The sequence below is a fragment of the Micromonospora sp. NPDC000668 genome (assembly GCF_042897975.1).
Taxonomy (GTDB): domain Bacteria; phylum Actinomycetota; class Actinomycetes; order Mycobacteriales; family Micromonosporaceae; genus Micromonospora.
In genome coordinates, this window is sequence record NZ_JBIAYP010000006.1 from 189,704 (window position 1) to 206,566 (window position 16,863).

Here is a 16,863-nt window from a genome sequence, read left to right on the forward strand (position 1 = left end):
TGACCGCCATGGCGAAAGATCACGTGCTGGCGAAGGTCGAGGCCGATCTGCGGCGCGGGCACGTTCATCCAGCGATGCAGCGGCTGGCGAGCCTGACCGCCGCGTACCCCGACGACCTGGAACTGCGGGCGCAGCGTGCCGCGCTGTACCGGCAGGTGGGCAACGTTGTCGAGGCCGGGCGTTGGGGGTTCCTCGACGAGGACGCCGCCGTGGAGGAGATCGGCGCATTCGAGAGGGCTCACCCGGGTGCCTGGCGGCGGCTGCTCGTGCTGAAGGTGAACGCCGACCCCACCGACAAGCTCGGGCCGGTGGCACGCGCACGGTTCGGTCGGCTGGTCGAGCAGGCCGGACAGGAAGGTCAGGGCCCGGTCACCTGGACGGAGGCCGGACCCCGTCAGGTCCCCGGCGCGTGGAGCGAGGCCCTGCCCTGCCTGGTGGCAACGGTGATCGGCCTGATCGTCCTGACTCTGACCGTCCTCGGGCTGGTCACCGTGATCCGGTGGGCACTGTAGGCGCGGCGGGACGCCCTCCATCCCTCTAGCGCGGACGGACTCCGGGCTCCACCGTCAGGGTCCCCGCCTCCGCATCGATCGTGGCCCGCGAACCGAGCGGAATGGTGAGTTGCCCGTTGCCATGGCCCAGTCGGAGCCCGCCCAGGACCGGCACGCCAAGGTCGGAGAGGCGGTCCGTCAACATCGCCACCGCGTCCCACTCGTCGGGTGCACCGACGCTGTTGGTGATCTGGCCGATGACCACCCCGGCGACCCTGGACAGCACGCCCACCCGGCGTAGCTCGGTCAGCATCCTGTCGATGCTGTACGGCGCCTCGTCCACGTCCTCGAAGAACAGGATGGCGTCGTCGAACTTCGGGGCGTCACCGGCACCCAACGATGTGGAGATCAACGTCAGGCAGCCGCCGAGCAGGGGACCCGTCGCCCGTCCCGGCACCAGGACGGGTGCGGCCGTCTCGGCGGGATCCCTGGTGATGGTGACGGGTGCGGTGGTCATCACCGCCCGGCGTAGTGCCTCGGCCGACTCCGGCCCGGTGCGGCTGTCGCTCCAGTTGACCATGGGACCGTAGAAGGTGACCAGCCCGGCGTCACGCCAGAGCTTGCCATGGATGCTGGTGATGTCACTGAACCCGACGACCACCCGGGGATCGCGGCGGATGCCAGCCACGTCGATGCGATCGACGATCCGCTGGGTGCCGTAGCCACCACGGGCGGCGAAGACCGCACGGACCCCCCGGTCGTTGAGCGCGGCGTTCAGGTCGGCCAGCCGCTGCGCATCGGTGCCGGCCAGATAGCCGTACTTGGCGAAGACGTGCTCGCCCAGCTCGACCTCCAGACCCCAGCTCCGCAGGATCTCGATGCCGCGGGCCATGTTCGCGGGGTTGGGAGTGCCTCCGGGTGACACGACCCGGACCCGGTCGCCGGGCACCAGCACCGGCGCCCGCAACGCCCGCTTCGGGCCACCCGGCGCGGCCTGCGCTGCCTCGGACGTGCCGACAATCAACGCGCCGCCGGCAGCCGCAGCCCCGGCACGCAGCATGTGCCGGCGGGACAGGGCTCCGCTCGTGGACCTCGGGGCCGGGGTGTGGTCTGTCTCGGAAGTGTCCACAGGCATCCCTTCATCGTCACCAGGTCGATGTCGAGCCGCACCAGCCTACGACAAACGTCGATGACCCTGGGGGTCCACAAAGGAGTGCACGGAACGTCGTGCGACGGGGCGGCCGGGCCAGCGTGGGGCGGCTACCGTGTCGGCAATGGAGAGTGGTGACACTCCGGCATCCCGGACGGGCAATCTCACCGTTCGACTGCGGCCGGTCGCCTCGGCCGACCTGGCGATGTTCCGGCGGTTCTGCACCGAGCCGGGTCTTGTCGGGCTGGACTGGGCCGGTTTCCGCGACCCGGGTGCGCCGGCTCGGCGGTTCGCCGTCGACGGCTGGCTCGGCGCGGACGACGGACGGCTCGTCGTGGAGGTCGAGCCGGAGCGGGCCCCCGCCGGCTTCGTCAGCTACCTCTCGGGGTGCTACGGCGGCCGGGCCTCGTACTGGGAGATCGGGATCGTCCTGCTGCCGGCGTGGCGCGGCCGGGGCATCGGGTGGCGGGCACAGGCACTGCTCTGCGACTACCTGTTCGAGCACACCCCGGCGCAGCGCGTCCAGGCCGGCACCCACCCGGAGAACGTCGCCGAGCAGCGGTCCCTGGAGAAGGCCGGCTTCCAGCTCGAAGGAGTCGTGCGGGCCTGCGAGTTCCGGGCCGGCCGGTGGCGCGACGGGTACCTCTACAGCAGACTCCGCGACGACCCGTCGCCATGGGACCGCCCGGCGCAGTGACCGCGACTCAGGGGCCGGGGCCGGGTCAGGGGATGGGCCACTCGTGCACCGGCCGGTTGCTGTGCATCAGCGTCACGTAGTGCCGGACCACCTCGCGCAGCGCCGCCGGCCGGTCCAGGTGGTCGGCGGTCTCCAGCCGGTGCAGCGTCTCCACCTGCCAACTCGCGCCGTTGCGGCCGGTCAGGCAGCGCTGCTCGATGATGCCGAGCAGCCGGTCGCGCTCGGCCGGATCCAAGCCCCACTGGTCCAGGCCGTGGTGCGCCAGTGGCAGCAGCCGGCGCAGCACCAGCTCGGTCACCGGCAGGTAGCCGAGGCCGGGCCAGAAGACCTGCGCGTCGATGCCGTACCGAGCGCAGCTGGTGAAGTTTTCCTCGGCGGCGCTGAACGACATCTGCGACCACAGCGGTCGGTCCGACTCGGCCAGGGCGCGCACCAGCCCGAAGTAGAAGGCGCCGTTGGCGATGGTGTCCAGCACGGTGGGCCCGGCGGGCAGCACCCTGTTCTCCACCCGCAGGTGCGGCCGGCCACGCGACACGTCGTACACCGGTCGGTTCCACCGGTAGACGGTGCCGTTGTGCAGCCGTAGCTCGGCGAGCTTGGGCACCTCACCGGCGGCCAACGCCTGCGCCGGGTCCTCCGGGTCGCAGACCGGCAGCAGGGCCGGGAAGTAGCGCACGTTCTCCTCGAAGAGGTCGAACACGTTGGTGATCCAGCGTTCGCCGAACCAGACCCGTGGCCGTACGCCCTGCGCCTTGATCTCCTCCGACCGGGTGTCGGTGGCCTGCTGGAACAGCGGGATGCGCGTCTCGCGCCACAGCTCCCGGCCGAAGAACAGCGGTGAGTTCGCGCCGAGCGCCACCTGGAGGCCGGCGATCGCCTGGGCGGCGTTCCAGTAGTCGGCGAACTGGGCCGGGCTGACCTGGAGGTGGAACTGTGTGCTGGTGCAGGCCGCCTCCGGGGTGATCGTGTCGGCGGTGACCGCCAACCGTTCCACCCCGCTGATGGCGATGGGCAGGTCCTCGCCCCGAGCGGCGAAGATCTGCTCGTTGAGCAGCTTGTAGCGGGGGTTGGCCGAGAGTGTCTCGGCGGTCAGGTGCTCCGGGCGCAACGTCGGCAGGATGCCGATCATGACCATGTGCGCGCCGATCGCACGGGCCTTCTCCTCGGCGGCGTTGAGGCTGGCCCGGACGTTCTCCTCGAATTCGGCGGTGCCGGTGCCGGTCAGCCGGCGCGGCGGCACGTTGATCTCGATGTTGAACTGGCCCAGCTCGGTCTGGAAGCTCGGGTCCGCGATGGCCGCCAGCACGTCGGCGTTGCGCATCGCCGGATTCGACTCCTGGTCGACCAGGTTCAGCTCGATCTCCAGCCCGGTCAGTGGCCGGTCGATGTCGAACCGCGACTCGCGCAGCATCTCGGCAAAGACGTCCAGGCAGTTGCGGACCTTCTCGCGGTAGCGGGCCCGGTCCTCCCGACTGAAGGTCCGTACGCCGACGTCCTCGCCCATGGTCACCACCCTGTCACCGCTGGTCCCCCTAACCTCGCACGTCCCCGGCGGGCGGGGGAAGACCCGATGGTCTTTTCCTACCCACCGGCGGGCTTGGTGATCCCTGTCGCGTCCGGGCGGTCTGCTCAGGTGCGCCCGGTCCGCACCGATAGCATTGCCGCCCGAGAGGTGGTGGCGTGGGTATGCGCGAGAAGGTGACCGGGCTCTTCGTCGCGGCGGCGATCGCCGAGGCGTGCTCCTGGCTGGCCCTGCTGGTCGGCATGGCGGTCAAGTACGGCCCGCCGGACAACGAGCTGGGCGTCAAGATCTTCGGTCCGATCCACGGCGGCCTGTTCGTCGCGTACGCCCTGCTGGTGCTGGTGGTGGCCCGACTGCACCGGTGGAGCATGCCGGCCACGGTGGTCGCGCTGGCCTGCGCGGTGCCGCCGTTCGCCACCCTGGTCTTCGAGCGCTGGGCCCGCCGCCGGGGGATGCTCGGCACCGACCGTCAGCCGGTGCGCGAGCCCGCCCCGGTCGGTTGACCCGCCGCCGGTCGCGCTGAGCGGTCAGTCGACCTGAGCCGCCGGTCGCGCTGAGCGGTCAGTCGGCCAGGAAGTCGGCGAGTACGGCAGCGAGGGCCTCCGGCGCCTCCTCGGCCATGTGGTGACCCGAGTCGACCGAGGTGGCCCGTACGTCGTCGGCCCACTCCCGCCAGATCGCCGCCGGGTCTCCGTGCAGGTCCACCATGTCGTCACGTTCGGCCCACACGAACAGCACCGGGCAGCCGATCTTCCGCCCGGCGGCCCGGTCCGCGTCGTCGGCGGCCCGATCCGGCCCCAGGCCCGCGCGGTAGTCCTCGCACATCGCGTGCACCGTCGCCGGGTCGTGGATCGCCCGGGAGTAGTCCGCGTACGCCTCCTCGCCCATCTCGGCGGGGGAGCCGCCGTACCAGGCGTCCGGGTCCGCGTTGATCACCCGTTCCGCCGGCTTGTCGGTCTGGCCCAGGAAGAACCAGTGCCACCACCGGGCGGCGAACCGGGCGTCGCAGGTGCCCAGCGCGGCACCGATCGGGATCCCGTCGAGCACGCCGAGCCGGCTGACCCGGTCCGGGTGGTCCAGCGCGGTGCGCATCGCGGCGTACGCGCCACGGTCGTGGCCGATCACCGCGGCCCGCTGGTGGCCGAGCTTGTCGAGCAGCGCGACCACGTCTCGCGCCATCGCCCGCTTGGCGTACCCGGAATGGTCGGCGGTCTCCGCCGGCTTCGTCGAACCGCCGTAGCCGCGCAGGTCCGGGCAGATCACGGTGTGCCGCTCGGCGAGCAGCGGCGCCACGCGGTGCCAGGTGGCGTGGGTACGGGGATGGCCGTGCAGCAGCACGACCGGCGAGCCGGACCCGCCGTGGCGTACCCGCAGGCGTACCGGGCCGACGTCGATCTCCTCAAGCGTGAATCCAGGAAACATGCCGAAGCCGGTGCCCGCCCGGCCGGGCCCGGAAACCCGGCCGGCCGGTCAGGTCAGCGCGGAGCAGGCCGCCACGCCGGCGAGCAGCAGCGCGCCCAGCACCGCCTGCAACAGCAGCGGTGGGCCGAGGTGCGACCAGAGCGTCGCGGTACGCGGGGTGAGTAGCTGCCCGGTGGTGAGGTTGACGATCCGCTCGATCCGGGGCGGTAGCTCCGGGTCGCGTTGCGGGCGGAGGGTGAGCTGCACGTGGTCCGCCGGGTGCAGGGCGCTCTGCGGCAGGTGGCCGTGCAGCTCCACCTCGCAGAGCTGGCCGGCGGTGTTGCGCAGCCGTACCGGTGTGACCAGGTACTCCGGGCCCTGCTTCAGCTCCTTCCAGCGCCGCCGGGTGCCGCCGCCGCCACCAGCGGAGAAGAGCGAGCGCAGCAGCAGGGCGGGTAGCCGGGCGAACGCGGCCGCGGCGAGCACCGCGACCAGCACCGGTTGGCCGATGCGTACCTCGCGGGTGTAGCCGTCGAGCAGGCGGATCAACCGCCCGGTGACGATCCGATCCGTCGGGTGCACGATGCGTCGGGTATCGAGTCCGCTGTCCATTCCCACCACCGAGAGTCCGCTTCCGTTCACTGATCGTATCGATGTCCTCGGTTGAACGACGTGAATGAAACCTGGTCACGGGCTCACGGCCGCGAGGTGACATCCCGGGCGACCCGGGTAAGCGGGGGGTCGAGCTGGAAAGGGGTCGAGCATGCAGCTGTCCTTCCTGCGCCCGCTCTACGACCGACCCGGGCCGTGGTGCTCGGTGTACCTGGACGCCTCCGCCGACACGGAGGACGCCCACGAGGCGCTGGCCCTGCGCTGGCGTGCCCTGGCGCGTCAAATGACCGACCAGGGCGCCGACGAGGCGACCGTCGCCGCGCTGGACCGGGTTATCCGTGGGCACGACCCGATGGTCGGCGACTACGGCCTCGCGGTCTTCGCCACCCGTGGTCGGGTGGTGCTCTCCGAGTACCTCTCCGCGCCACCGGTGCGCGACCTGGCCAGTTACGCGCCACTGCCACATGTGATGCCGCTGCTCGCACAGCGTGGCGAGCAGGTGGCCTGGGTGCGGGTGCTTGCCGACCGCACCGGCGCCGACGCGATGGCCGTCAGCGCGGGCGGGGTGCCCCGACGGGCGCACATCAGCGGCCGGGAGTCCTTCCCGCTGCGCCGGGTCCAGCCCGGCGGCTGGTCCCAGTCGCGCTACCAACGGGCGGCCATGGAGGCGTGGCACCACAACGCCGGTGACGTCACCGCGGCGACCGTGGAGCTGGCCGACAAGGTCGGCGCGGACGTGGTGGTGGTCGCCGGCGACGTCCGGGCCACCGGAGTGATCGCCGCCCAGATGCCCGAGCGTTGGCAGGACGTAGTGGTCCGCACCGATGCCGGCTCGCGGGCCGGCGGCTCCGACCAGACCCTGCTGGATGACCTCACCGTGCAGACCATCGCGGAGGTCGCCGACCAGCGGATCACCGCGGCACTGGACCGGTTCGGCGTGCAGGAGGACGTGGGTGCCGGGCTCGACGCGGTCGTCGGGGCTCTGCAACGCAACCAGGTCGACACCATGCTGATCGTGGACGACCCGTCGGCCAACGGTGAGCTGTGGATCGGCCCGGAGCCGACCGAGATCGCCGTCGACCCGGGGCAGCTGTCCGCGATGTCGGTGGCCGACCCGCAGCGGGTACGCGCCGACGCGGCGCTGGTGCGGGCGTTGGTCGGCACCGACGCGGCGCTGACCGTGCTGGGCGCGGATGAGGCACCCGAGCTCACCGACGGCGTCGGCGCGGTGCTGCGGTACGTCGATGCCAGCACGCCCGGGCGCGGCAATGGCTGAGCGCAGCGTCGCCGACCTGGTGGTGGAGCGGCTACTGGCCTGGCGCGTGCCGCGCGCCTTCGGCTTCCCGGGTGCGGCGATCGCCCCGCTGGTCGAGGCGCTCGACCGTACCGGCGGCGACCCGGCGTTCATCCCGGCCCGGCACGAGGAGACGGCCTCGTTCATGGCCACCGGGCACGCCAAGTTCACCGGCGGCATCGGGGTCTGCCTGGCCACCCAGGGGCCCAGCGCGGTGCAACTGCTCAACGGGCTCTACGACGCCAAGCTGGACAGCACGCCGGTGGTGGCGATCGTCGGCGAGGACATCTCCGGGCCGCTCGGCGGGGCGCACCAGGAGATCGGGTTGAGCCGGCTCTTCGCCGACGTGTGCAACCAGTTCGTCCAGTACGGCCGCAGCCCCGAGCACGTACCGGCGCTGCTGGACCAGGCGTTCCGTACGGCGGCGGCGACCCGCAGCCCGACCTGTGTCGTGCTGCCCCGGCAGTTGCAGGAGGCCATGGTGTCCGACCTGCAGCCGAACGCGGTCGGGGTGATCTCGGCGACCCCGGGCGAGTCGTTGGCCCGGGTGCTGCCGCACGAGGTGGACCTCGACGCCGCCGCGCAACTGCTCGGCGGCGGCCAGCGCATTGCGATCCTGGTGGGCCAGGGTGGTCGGGGCGCCGCCGAGGAGATCATCGAGTTGGCCGACCGGCTCGGCGCCGGGGTGGCCACCTCGCTGCTGGGCAAGCCGGTGCTCGACGAGCGACTGCCCTTCCACACCGGGGTGCTCGGCGAGGTCGGCACCATGGCCGCCGCCGAGCTGATGGGCGGCTGCGACACGCTGTTGATGGTCGGCACCAACGACCCGTGGACCGACTACTTCCCGATGCCCGACCAGGCCCGCACCGTGCAGATCGACATCGACGGCCGGCGGATCGGCAGCCGGTACCCGGCCGACGTGCCGCTGGTCGGCGACGCCGCGGAGACGCTGCGGGCGCTGCTGGACCGGATACCCGAGCGGCCCCACGAGGATTGGCGCGCCACGGTGGAGAGCTCGGTGGACCGGTGGCGAACCACCGCAGCCGACCGGGCCGCCGCGTCGGCCGAACCGGTCAACCCGCAGCTCGTACTCCAGGAGCTGTCCGCCCGGGTCCCGCACGTCGGCGCCGTGGCGGTCGACGTCGGTTCGGTCCTCTACTGGTACGCCCGGCACCTGGTCCTGCCGCCCGGGGTGAACGCGCAGCTGTGCGGCACCCTCGGCTCGATGGGGTGCGCCCTGCCGTACGCGTTGGCCGCCAAGCTCGCCGACCCTGACCAGCCGGTCATCGCGCTGGTCGGCGACGGTGCCATGCAGCTCAACGGGCTCGCCGAGCTGATCACCGTGGCGCACCACTGGCAGGAGTGGCGGGATCCGCGGCTGGTGGTGCTGGTGCTCAACAACCGCGACCAGTCCGGCATGGGCGGCGGGCGGCAGCCGTCAGCCGACCCGGCCCAGCGTCGTCCCGACGTGCCGTACGCGGGCTGGGCGCGGCTGCTCGGGCTGCACGGCGTCCGGGTGGACCGCCCGGAGCTGGTCGGCGCGGCCTGGGACGAGGCGCTCGCCGCGGACCGCCCGTGCGTACTGGAGGCCGTGGTCGACCCCGCGGTGTCGCTGGCGCCGCCGGAGCCGGCCTTCGCCGACCTGCGCGGCCTGTACGCCAACGGGGACGCCGCCCGGAGGGTCCGTGAGCAGGTGGAGCTCACCGTGAACGCGGAGGGCCTCGTTTAGGCGCGTTCCGTCGGGGCATCAGTACCCGCCCGACGACGCTGGAGGAACAATGCCGGAGCCCACCGACCGCCGCTACGGTCCCGCGCCGCTTCCGCGGCCGCGCGGCCCGCTGTCCACGGCGGTGACCGAGGCCCTGCGGCGACCGCCACACGACCTTCCGATGGATCTCGGCGCTGATTTGGACCCGGCGGACCCGCTCACCGACGAGGACCTGCAACTGACGTTGTTCCTCTGCTACGAGCTGCACTACCGGGGCTTGCGTGGGGTGGACGAGGGCTGGGAGTGGCAGCCGACGCTGCTGGCCGTGCGGGCACGCGCCGAGCGGCCCTTCGAGGCGGCGCTGCGCCGGCTGGTCGGCGCAGCGCCGGTGCCACCCGGCGGCGTCACGGTCGGGCTGACCGAGCTGGTCGCCGCCGACGACGGCCCGCCGCTGGCCGCCACCCTGCAACGGCGCGCCGACCTCACCCAGTTCCGCGAGTTCGTCGCCCACCGCTCGGTCTATCACCTGCGGGAGGCGGACCCGCACAGCTGGGCGCTGCCCCGCCTCGGCGGCCCGGCCAAGGCCGCCCTCGTGGAGATCCAGACCGACGAGTACGGCAACGGCCAGCTGAACCGGATGCACGCCGAGCTGTTCCGGCGCACGCTCGACCGGTTGGGCATGGACACCGGCTACGGCGCTCATCTGGACGCGGTTCCCGCCGTGACGCTGGCGACCAACAACCTGATGTCGCTGGTCGGGCTGCACCGACGGCTGCGCGGCGCGCTCCTCGGTCACCTGGCGGCGTTCGAGATGACCTCGTCGCTGCCGAACCGCCGGTACGGCAACGGGCTGCGCCGGCTCGGCCTGGACGAGGTGGCCACCCGCTTCTACGACGAGCACGTGGAGGCCGACGCGGTGCACGAGCAGATCGCCGTGCACGACCTCTGCGGTGGCCTCGTCCGGGTGGAGCCGGCGCTGGCCGGGGATGTGCTCTTCGGCGCGGCCGCCGCGCTCGCGGTCGACCGGTTGTTCGCCGCGCATCTGCTGGACAACTGGGCCGCCGGCCGCAGCTCGCTGCGGGCACCCGCCCCACGGACCATCTCGGTGCCCGCGACCGCGTTGCCGTCCGCGACCGGGGGACCGCTGGCCGGAGTGGCGTAGCGCGGTCAGCCCTCCCGGGCGGTGCCCGCCCGGAAGTTGACCACCTTGTGGGTGCCGTCGCAGAACGGCTTGAGCGCCGATTTGCCGCACCGGCACAGCGCCACCGTGCCCCGGCGGGCGTCGATCCGCTCGCCGTCCGGGGTGACCAGGGCAAAGTCGCCGCGGACCAGTAGCGGCCCGTCCTGGTACGGGGTGATCGTGGCGGCGGCAGGCTCGCTGGTGTGCTCGGTGTGCATGGGCCCGAAAGTGCCCGACCTGGCCCCGGCGAAACCCCCAAGTCGTCGTCCGGGCCACCCGGGGTCCGATCGCCCGGGCGACCCGCTCCCGCCGTGCGAGGGCGATCGTCGCCGAACGCCGGTGATGGCCGGCGCACCCGTCGGACCTGTGGGATTCGTGCCCCTGGGTGGGTGATGCCCCGTTTGAACCCCATCGGGACGGGAAGCCGGGCCGCGTGGTGAGCGAACGAGGCAAGGTGGGGCCGGTGCACAAGGTGCACAAGGGGCTCGTGGCCGACGGCGCCGGTCTGTCCGGTGACCGGGTAGTGGCCGTGGGCAGCGCCGCCCGGGTGCTGGTCGCCGCCACCGCGCGGGCGCTGCGCGGGGTGGACTGCGCCGACCTCGGGCAGGCCGGACCGGTGTCGCGGTTCCCCGGCGCCCCGGAGCCGGTCCGCCGCGCCGCGGTCAGCCGGGCCGCCGGTCGGGTCGCGCTCACCGTGCCCCAGGTCGACGAGGTGGACTCCGCCCGGGTGGCCCGCTGGTTCGTCGACCAGTACCCCCGTGGCCGCTACCCCGGAGTGCTGCTCGGCTCGCCGCACGGCGCGGCCGCACACCTCGCGGTGGCCCTCGGCGTGCCATGGTTGCCGGCCGGATTCGAGATGTCCGTGCACTGGACCGACGGCGCGGTGGACCGACCCGGGGCGGCTCTGGAGCACGGCGCGGCACTCGCCGCTCGGCTGCTCGCCGGCAACGCCGACCTGCATCTGCGCCAGGTGCACTGCCCGGCCAGCCGCGGCCCGCTGACCGGGGCGACCGTGTCGCTGGCGGCCCGCTGGCGGGCGCTACCGGCGGCGTACGCGCAGTTCCTGGCCGACCGTCTGACCCCCGGAGCCCCGGTCCTGCTGGTGCGCGACGCGCGGACCTGGCCGGTGCTGGAGCACGGCCCCGGGCACAGCTTTCAGGTCGGCTGCCCGGCCAGCGGGCTGGACCCGGTGGACTTCCATCCGGACAGCCACGCGCTGCGGCAGGTGCTGCGCTCCGTCGGTGGGGACGCCACCCGGTGGCAGCCGCCGGAGGTGTCCGCCCCGTCCGGGTACGCCGAGCACGGCGTGGACTCGGGCTTCGAACTGGCCGCGCGGGACTGGGCGGCCCGCCGGCAGCACCCGCTGCACCGGGTGCTGGTGCCGAGGCCGGGCGCGCTGAGCGCCGGGGTGGCCGACCTGTACCGGAGTTGGCTGCGCGGCGCCGGCAAGACCGGTGACCGATTGGTGGTGGAGTGCGGTCGGTTGCTCGATCCGTTTCAGGTGGTGCGGGCGGGGATGGTGCCGTACTGGTGTGAGAACGCCACCCGGCGCAGCGTGGACGAGGCCGAGTGGTGGCTGGCCGGCAGCGAGGTGTTCAGTTCGGTGGACGTGCTGCCGGAGCCGCCCGGCGTGCGCTCGCCCGCCCTGGCCGGGCTGCCGCAGTGGCTGGCGGTGGCCGGGTTCGGCCGGCGGCGTCGGGCGTTGGACCGGACCGCCGCCCGCGGCTACCCGGTCACCTCGGTGCCCACCCGCCGGGCCACCGAGGTGCTGCGTGCCCAGCCGTACGACCTGCCCGTGCCGCCCCCGCTGGGGGCCGCCGAGGCGTTGGCCGTGCTTCGCGACAGCGGCGGCCACCAGGGGTTGCTGATCTCCTGAGGCGGAGCACGCCGAAACTTCCTCGCGAACCCGGGGTCCCGTGATTGAGTACCTACGGAGCGGGAACATCGCTGGCTGCGACGGTCTGATTGCGCTGCGCAGAGGCGTTGTCGCCCGCTGGCATCCCAGTCACTGACCCACTTTCCGGCCCGGTGCGTGGCTCGACCACGCGCACGACCGGTTTCCCGATCCGGGCGGGGGACCTTCCTGAGGGAGGCGCGGATGTTCGGACAGACGAGCACGACCACGACCACACCACCACCCACCGATCGAGGTCTGGAGGATCTCGATGCGGCAGCGCTGGCGTACGCGGCCCGGATCGAAGGGCTGCCACCGGAGCGGCGGCAGGAGGCACGGGACGACCTGGTCCGCTTCGCGCTGCCGTTCGCCGGCCGGCTGGCCCGCCGGTACCGGGGCCGTGGGGAGCCGCTGGAGGATTTGGAGCAGGTGGCCCGTCTGGGGCTGGTCAACGCCGTCGACCGGTACGACCCGGAACGGGGCTCCTTCACCGCGTACGCCGCGATCACCATCGTCGGTGAGATCAAACGGCACTTCCGGGACCGCACCTGGGGCGTGCACGTGCCCCGCCGGCTGCGCGACCTGATCCTCGAAGTGGGGCAGGCCACCGCCGCGCTGACCAGCGAGCTGTCCCGGGCGCCGTCGGTGGCCGAGTTGGCGGCCCGGCTGGAGACGCCGGAGGAGGAGATCCTCGCCGCGCTGGAGTCGGCGGCCGGCTACAGCCCGGCCTCGCTCAACGCACCGGTGGGCGGGGAGAGCTCCGCGGAGTTCGGTGACCTGGTCGGAGAGTCGGACAATGCGCTGGAATCGGTCGATGACCGGGTGACCGTGAGCGGCCTGCTGCACCGGTTGCCCTGGCGTGAGCGGCGGATCCTGGCCATGCGCTTCTACGGCAACCAGACCCAGGCGGAGATTGCCGCCCGGTTCGGCATCTCGCAGATGCACGTCTCCCGGCTGCTGTCGCGGGCGCTGACCTGGCTGCGCCAGGCGATGCTCGCCGACGCGCCGCCGCCCTGGCAGAACGGCGCCGCCGAACCGGACCCGGGCAAGACCCGGATCTCGGTGAAGCAGAACGGTGACCGGGTGGTGGTCGAGGTCGGCGGTGAGGTGGACCGGGACGGCGCGGACCAGCTGCGCCGGGCGATGTTGGAGGCGGTCACCGGCCAGCCGAGCGAGGTGGTCGTCGACCTGGTCGGCGCGGGTGGCTTCGACGCCGGCGGGATCGCGGCGCTGATGGCCGGGCGGGACGCGGCGGAGCGGACCGGGGTGCCGCTACGGCTGACCCGGGTCCAGCCCGCGGTACGCCGCTCGCTCACCGCCGCCGGCCTGGCACCCGCCCGGGACTGACCGGAACCGGGCGGGCACCACGCGCGTACCGGCATGACGAGGGCCGACACCCGGTGGGTGTCGGCCCTCTGTCGCGTACTCCCGATCAGCGTTCCTCGGTGTCACCATCGTCGCTGTGCGGGTGCCGCCAGCGCTCGTGCGGCTTCGGCTCGTCGGTGCGGTACTGCGGCGCGTCGCTCTCCTCGAAGCTCGGCCGACGCACGCCCTCGGGCTCCGGTACATCCACCGGCCGGGCGCCGGACTGCGGGGCCGGCTGGTACTCGGTCGCATCGCGGGCGCCGTGCGCGCCCTCGGCGGCCGGCGACTCTGGCACGTGATGCTCCATGTGCAGCTCGTCGGCAAAGTGCTGCGGCGGCTTCGTGGTGCGCTGCGGCAGGTCCCGACCCAGGTCGGCGACGAGCGGGCCGTACTTCAGGTCGAACGCCGGACGCTCCGAGCGGATCCGGGGCATCCGGTCGAAGTTGCGCAGCGGCGGTGGGCAGGTGGTGGCCCACTCCAACGAGTTGCTGAAGCCCCACGGGTCGTCCACCGTCACCATCGCCCCGTACCGCCAGGACTTCCACGCGTTGTAGATGAAGAACAGGGTGGACACGCCGAGGATGAACGAGAAGATGGTGGAGATCGTGTTCAGCGTGGTGAATCCGTCGGTGGGCAGGTAGTCGGCGTACCGGCGGGGCATGCCCTTGGTGCCCAACCAGTGGTGCACCAGGAAGGTGCCGTGGAAACCGATGAACATGGTCCAGAAGTGCGCCTTGCCCAGCCGCTCGTCGAGCAGCCGCCCGGTCATCTTCGGCCACCAGAAGTAGTAGCCGGCGAAGAGGGCGAAGACCACGGTGCCGAAGACCACGTAGTGGAAGTGCGCCACGACGAAGTAGGTGTCGTGGGTGTGCCAGTCCACCGGAGGGCTGGCCAGCAGCACCCCGGTGAGCCCGCCGAGCAGGAAGGTGACCAGGAAGCCGATGGAGAACAGCATCGGTGTCTCGAAGGTGAGCTGGCCCTTCCACATGGTGCCGATCCAGTTGAAGAACTTCACGCCGGTGGGCACCGCGATCAGATAGCTGACGACGCTGAAGAACGGCAGCAGCACCTGGCCGGTGGCGAACATGTGGTGCGCCCAGACCGTCATGGACAGCACGGTGATCGCGATGGTGGCCAGCACCATCCCGGTGTAGCCGAAGAGCGGCTTGCGGGAGAAGACCGGGATGATCTCGGTGACGATGCCGAAGAACGGCAGCGCGATGATGTACACCTCGGGGTGGCCGAAGAACCAGAACAGGTGTTGCCAGAGCATCGGGCCGCCGGTGGCCGCGTCGTAGACGTGCGCGTTGAGCAGCCGGTCGGCCAAGAGCGCCAGCAGTGCGGCGGCCAGGAGCGGGAAGACCAGGATCACCAGCACGCTGGTGAACAGCATGTTCCAGGTGAAGATCGGCATCCGGAACATGGTCATTCCGGGTGCGCGCAGGGTCAGGATCGTGGTGATCAGGTTGACCGCGCCGAGGATGGTGCCCAGCCCGGAGATGACCAGGCCCATCACCCACATGTTCGCGCCCACGCCGGGGCTGTGCTCGACGTCGCTGAGCGGGGTGTACGCGGTCCAGCCGAAGTCCGCCGAGCCCTGCGGGGTGAGGAAACCGCCGATCACCATCAGGCCGCCGAACAGGTACAGCCAGTAGGCCAGCGCGTTGAGCCGGGGGAACGACACGTCGGGCGCGCCGATCTGGATCGGCACGATGAAGTTGCCGAACCCGAAGGCCGCCGGCGTCGCGAACAGCAGCAGCATCACGGCGCCGTGCGAGGTGAAGAGCTGGTTGTACTGCTCCGGGGAGAGGATCTGCATCCCCGGGCGGGCCAGCTCGGCGCGCATGAGCATGGCCTGCAACCCGGCCAGCACGAAGAACGCGAAGGAGGTCAGCAGGTACAGCAGGCCGATCTGCTTGTGGTCGGTGGTGGCGAGGAACTTGATCAGAGAGTTTCCGGGGATCGGTGGTCGCCGTGGTCCAGGGAAGCCCCCGAACCGGGCCGGTGCCAGGATTGCCGGACCTCGATCGCGACCGGGTTCCGTGGTTACCCGCTTCGGCATGGCTGCTCACCCCGTCGTGATGACGAAAAGGACGGGCGTGCCTACCCGACCCTCTCACCATGTAACCAGGCGGGAGCGGTAATTTCGGTCAGATCGCCGGTACCGCCGGAACCACCCCGAACGGTCAGGTCGCCGGCAGCATCGCCCAGACGGCCTTGCCGTGGCCGGCCGGCACGCTGCCCCACCGCTGCGCCAACTCCCGGACCAGCATCAGCCCGCGCCCACCCTCGGCGCGCGAGTCCGCCGACGCCGGCCGGGCCGCCGCCCGGCTGCCGTCCACCACGGCCAGATGCAGGTACGGCCGGCGCAGGGTCACCGTCACCTGCATCGGTGTGCCGGCGTGCCGGACCACGTTGCCGACCAGCTCGCTGAGCACCAGCGCGGCCGGGCCGGCCGCGTCGGGAAGATTCCACCGCGCGCACGCCTCGGCGACCATCTCCCGGGCACGCCGGCAGGCCTCAGCCGCCGGCTCCAGACGGATCCGCAGCCGGGGCGCGCTGGCGGCGCCCGCCATCCGGGTCGCCTCCGCGCAGTCGGGGGACACCGGAACCACCCGGCACGCGGACGTCTCGGCCAGCCAGCGCGCGGCGGTCGGCGGTGGGGCGCACAGCACCACCGGCACCGCCGGCCACTCCTCGGCCCGGCGGGCCGCCGCGGCGAAGACGGACAGCGCCAACCGGTCCTGGACTGTGACCTCGGCGAGGTCGACCACCAGTGCGTCCGGCTGGGTGGCCAGCACCCGGTCCAGCGCCTCGTGCACCGTCCGCATGGTGCCCACATCCAGCGAGCCGGCGAGCTGGACGACCGCCACCGGTGCCGTGTCACGCACCTCGCAGGTGATCCGGCTGGACATGAGCCCTCAATTCGCTGGTCGGTCGGGATCTGCGAACTACCCGACCCCGTGTCGGATCAAACCGGACCGACCGGTAGGGCGAGGCAGGTCTCGGTCGGGGGGAGCGGGTCACCCACGGGCCCGTCCGGTCAGCACGCCCAGTGCGATCATGCCGACGCCGAGGCCGAGGTGCAGCCAGTTGTCGGCGTCGTTGACCGGCAGCACGTTCGCCCCGGTGTCGTGGTCCACCGCCAGCCCGTAGAGCCAGAGCACCAGGTAGATGGCGCCGCCGCCGACGAGAAACGTCCGGGCGCCGCTGACCGTGCGGGCCAGGGCCAGGCCGGCCACCCCGAACAGCAGGTGCACCAGGTTGTGCAGCACCGACACCTGGAACGCGCCGAACAGATACGCACCCGAGCCGTGTCCGGCGAACCCCAGGTCGGCCGTGCCGCTGGTGATCCCGGGTACGAAGCCGAGGACGCCGATCAGCAGGAACAGCACCCCCACCGTGCCCGCCGCACGGCGTACCGGCGGCTTGCCGTCAGCCAGGTTGGGGCGGGCCCGGGAGTGCGCCATCGGTCCGATCATCACCGGCTCCTCGCTGCCGCGGCGGGCATGAGCGGTGCCGGCTACCCGTTGCCGTCGACGGCAAACG

General features: G+C 72.3%; 16 protein-coding genes. 8 read left to right on the forward strand and 8 right to left on the reverse strand.

Annotated features, from left to right (window positions below; translation table 11 throughout):
- Positions 1 to 8: 8 nt before the first annotated feature.
- Positions 9 to 512, forward strand: a complete 504-nt coding sequence (locus ACFY29_RS28325) for a DUF6584 family protein (RefSeq protein ID WP_386991106.1) — start codon at positions 9 to 11, stop codon at positions 510 to 512.
- Positions 513 to 537: 25 nt separating this feature from the next.
- On the opposite strand, the gene ACFY29_RS28330 is transcribed toward ACFY29_RS28325, so the two are convergent.
- Complete coding sequence (locus ACFY29_RS28330; RefSeq protein WP_386991108.1) at positions 538 to 1,626, reverse strand: LD-carboxypeptidase; 1,089 nt, start codon at positions 1,624 to 1,626, stop codon at positions 538 to 540.
- A gap of 139 nt (positions 1,627 to 1,765) precedes the next feature.
- Between ACFY29_RS28330 and ACFY29_RS28335 the strand changes: the two genes are divergently transcribed.
- The gene (locus ACFY29_RS28335) at positions 1,766 to 2,338 is read left to right on the forward strand and encodes a GNAT family N-acetyltransferase (protein ID WP_386991109.1); all 573 of its coding nucleotides are present in this window, start codon (positions 1,766 to 1,768) and stop codon (positions 2,336 to 2,338) included.
- A gap of 25 nt (positions 2,339 to 2,363) precedes the next feature.
- On the opposite strand, the gene ACFY29_RS28340 is transcribed toward ACFY29_RS28335, so the two are convergent.
- Positions 2,364 to 3,842 (reverse strand): glutamate--cysteine ligase, encoded by a 1,479-nt coding sequence (locus ACFY29_RS28340; RefSeq protein ID WP_355607748.1) that lies wholly within the window; start codon positions 3,840 to 3,842, stop codon positions 2,364 to 2,366.
- A gap of 182 nt (positions 3,843 to 4,024) precedes the next feature.
- On the opposite strand from ACFY29_RS28340, the gene ACFY29_RS28345 reads away from it, so the two are divergent.
- Positions 4,025 to 4,363 (forward strand): DUF3817 domain-containing protein, encoded by a 339-nt coding sequence (locus tag ACFY29_RS28345; RefSeq protein WP_386991548.1) that lies wholly within the window; start codon positions 4,025 to 4,027, stop codon positions 4,361 to 4,363.
- A gap of 58 nt (positions 4,364 to 4,421) precedes the next feature.
- On the opposite strand, the gene ACFY29_RS28350 is transcribed toward ACFY29_RS28345, so the two are convergent.
- Both ACFY29_RS28350 and ACFY29_RS28355 read right to left on the reverse strand, forming a co-directional pair.
- Positions 4,422 to 5,282 carry an alpha/beta fold hydrolase gene (locus tag ACFY29_RS28350; protein ID WP_386991111.1) on the reverse strand — a complete coding sequence of 287 codons (861 nt, stop codon included), beginning with the start codon at positions 5,280 to 5,282 and terminating at the stop codon, positions 4,422 to 4,424.
- A gap of 48 nt (positions 5,283 to 5,330) precedes the next feature.
- The gene (locus tag ACFY29_RS28355; RefSeq protein ID WP_386991550.1) at positions 5,331 to 5,882 is read right to left on the reverse strand and encodes a hypothetical protein; all 552 of its coding nucleotides are present in this window, start codon (positions 5,880 to 5,882) and stop codon (positions 5,331 to 5,333) included.
- Positions 5,883 to 6,024: 142 nt separating this feature from the next.
- Here ACFY29_RS28355 and ACFY29_RS28360 point away from each other — a divergent pair, with 142 nt between their 5' ends.
- The 3 genes from ACFY29_RS28360 to ACFY29_RS28370 are packed head-to-tail and all read left to right on the forward strand — an operon-like array spanning position 6,025 to position 10,037.
- Positions 6,025 to 7,149 carry a Vms1/Ankzf1 family peptidyl-tRNA hydrolase gene (locus ACFY29_RS28360; protein WP_386991113.1) on the forward strand — a complete coding sequence of 375 codons (1,125 nt, stop codon included), beginning with the start codon at positions 6,025 to 6,027 and terminating at the stop codon, positions 7,147 to 7,149.
- A complete protein-coding gene (locus ACFY29_RS28365; protein WP_355607754.1) occupies positions 7,142 to 8,896 on the forward strand; it encodes a thiamine pyrophosphate-binding protein in 1,755 nt (584 codons plus the stop codon). Before ACFY29_RS28360 ends, ACFY29_RS28365 begins: the two co-directional genes overlap by 8 nt.
- A gap of 49 nt (positions 8,897 to 8,945) precedes the next feature.
- Positions 8,946 to 10,037: an iron-containing redox enzyme family protein gene (locus ACFY29_RS28370; protein ID WP_386991115.1), complete on the forward strand. Its 1,092-nt coding sequence runs from the start codon at positions 8,946 to 8,948 to the stop codon at positions 10,035 to 10,037.
- A 5-nt stretch (positions 10,038 to 10,042) separates the two neighbouring features.
- On the opposite strand, the gene ACFY29_RS28375 is transcribed toward ACFY29_RS28370, so the two are convergent.
- Positions 10,043 to 10,273, reverse strand: a complete 231-nt coding sequence (locus ACFY29_RS28375; protein WP_355607760.1) for a CDGSH iron-sulfur domain-containing protein — start codon at positions 10,271 to 10,273, stop codon at positions 10,043 to 10,045.
- Between the two features lie 245 nt (positions 10,274 to 10,518).
- Between ACFY29_RS28375 and ACFY29_RS28380 the strand changes: the two genes are divergently transcribed.
- Positions 10,519 to 11,931, forward strand: coding sequence for a hypothetical protein (locus ACFY29_RS28380; protein WP_386991118.1), 1,413 nt, complete (start codon positions 10,519 to 10,521; stop codon positions 11,929 to 11,931).
- A 222-nt stretch (positions 11,932 to 12,153) separates the two neighbouring features.
- A complete protein-coding gene (locus ACFY29_RS28385) occupies positions 12,154 to 13,296 on the forward strand; it encodes a SigB/SigF/SigG family RNA polymerase sigma factor (RefSeq protein ID WP_328417048.1) in 1,143 nt (380 codons plus the stop codon).
- Positions 13,297 to 13,381: 85 nt separating this feature from the next.
- Here ACFY29_RS28385 and ctaD read toward each other — a convergent pair whose 3' ends face one another.
- The 3 genes from ctaD to ACFY29_RS28400 form a co-directional block, all read right to left on the reverse strand.
- Complete coding sequence (gene ctaD / locus ACFY29_RS28390) at positions 13,382 to 15,376, reverse strand: cytochrome c oxidase subunit I (protein ID WP_386991120.1); 1,995 nt, start codon at positions 15,374 to 15,376, stop codon at positions 13,382 to 13,384.
- Between the two features lie 124 nt (positions 15,377 to 15,500).
- Positions 15,501 to 16,229 carry an ATP-binding protein gene (locus ACFY29_RS28395; RefSeq protein WP_386991121.1) on the reverse strand — a complete coding sequence of 243 codons (729 nt, stop codon included), beginning with the start codon at positions 16,227 to 16,229 and terminating at the stop codon, positions 15,501 to 15,503.
- A gap of 108 nt (positions 16,230 to 16,337) precedes the next feature.
- Positions 16,338 to 16,796: a DUF4383 domain-containing protein gene (locus ACFY29_RS28400; RefSeq protein ID WP_386991123.1), complete on the reverse strand. Its 459-nt coding sequence runs from the start codon at positions 16,794 to 16,796 to the stop codon at positions 16,338 to 16,340.
- Between the last annotated feature and the right edge of the window lie 67 nt (positions 16,797 to 16,863).

Bases quoted from the DNA above. Each gene is read 5' to 3' on its own strand.
- ACFY29_RS28325 (WP_386991106.1), top strand. From the start codon at position 9: ATGGCGAAAGATCACGTGCTGGCGAAGGTCGAGGCCGATCTGCGGCGC.
- ACFY29_RS28330 (WP_386991108.1), bottom strand. From the start codon at position 1,626: ATGCCTGTGGACACTTCCGAGACAGACCACACCCCGGCCCCGAGGTCC.
- ACFY29_RS28335 (WP_386991109.1), top strand. From the start codon at position 1,766: ATGGAGAGTGGTGACACTCCGGCATCCCGGACGGGCAATCTCACCGTT.
- ACFY29_RS28340 (WP_355607748.1), bottom strand. From the start codon at position 3,842: ATGGGCGAGGACGTCGGCGTACGGACCTTCAGTCGGGAGGACCGGGCC.
- ACFY29_RS28345 (WP_386991548.1), top strand. From the start codon at position 4,025: ATGCGCGAGAAGGTGACCGGGCTCTTCGTCGCGGCGGCGATCGCCGAG.
- ACFY29_RS28350 (WP_386991111.1), bottom strand. From the start codon at position 5,282: ATGTTTCCTGGATTCACGCTTGAGGAGATCGACGTCGGCCCGGTACGC.
- ACFY29_RS28360 (WP_386991113.1), top strand. From the start codon at position 6,025: ATGCAGCTGTCCTTCCTGCGCCCGCTCTACGACCGACCCGGGCCGTGG.
- ACFY29_RS28365 (WP_355607754.1), top strand. From the start codon at position 7,142: ATGGCTGAGCGCAGCGTCGCCGACCTGGTGGTGGAGCGGCTACTGGCC.
- ACFY29_RS28370 (WP_386991115.1), top strand. From the start codon at position 8,946: ATGCCGGAGCCCACCGACCGCCGCTACGGTCCCGCGCCGCTTCCGCGG.
- ACFY29_RS28375 (WP_355607760.1), bottom strand. From the start codon at position 10,273: ATGCACACCGAGCACACCAGCGAGCCTGCCGCCGCCACGATCACCCCG.
- ACFY29_RS28385 (WP_328417048.1), top strand. From the start codon at position 12,154: ATGTTCGGACAGACGAGCACGACCACGACCACACCACCACCCACCGAT.
- ctaD (WP_386991120.1), bottom strand. From the start codon at position 15,376: ATGCCGAAGCGGGTAACCACGGAACCCGGTCGCGATCGAGGTCCGGCA.
- ACFY29_RS28395 (WP_386991121.1), bottom strand. From the start codon at position 16,229: ATGTCCAGCCGGATCACCTGCGAGGTGCGTGACACGGCACCGGTGGCG.
- ACFY29_RS28400 (WP_386991123.1), bottom strand. From the start codon at position 16,796: ATGATCGGACCGATGGCGCACTCCCGGGCCCGCCCCAACCTGGCTGAC.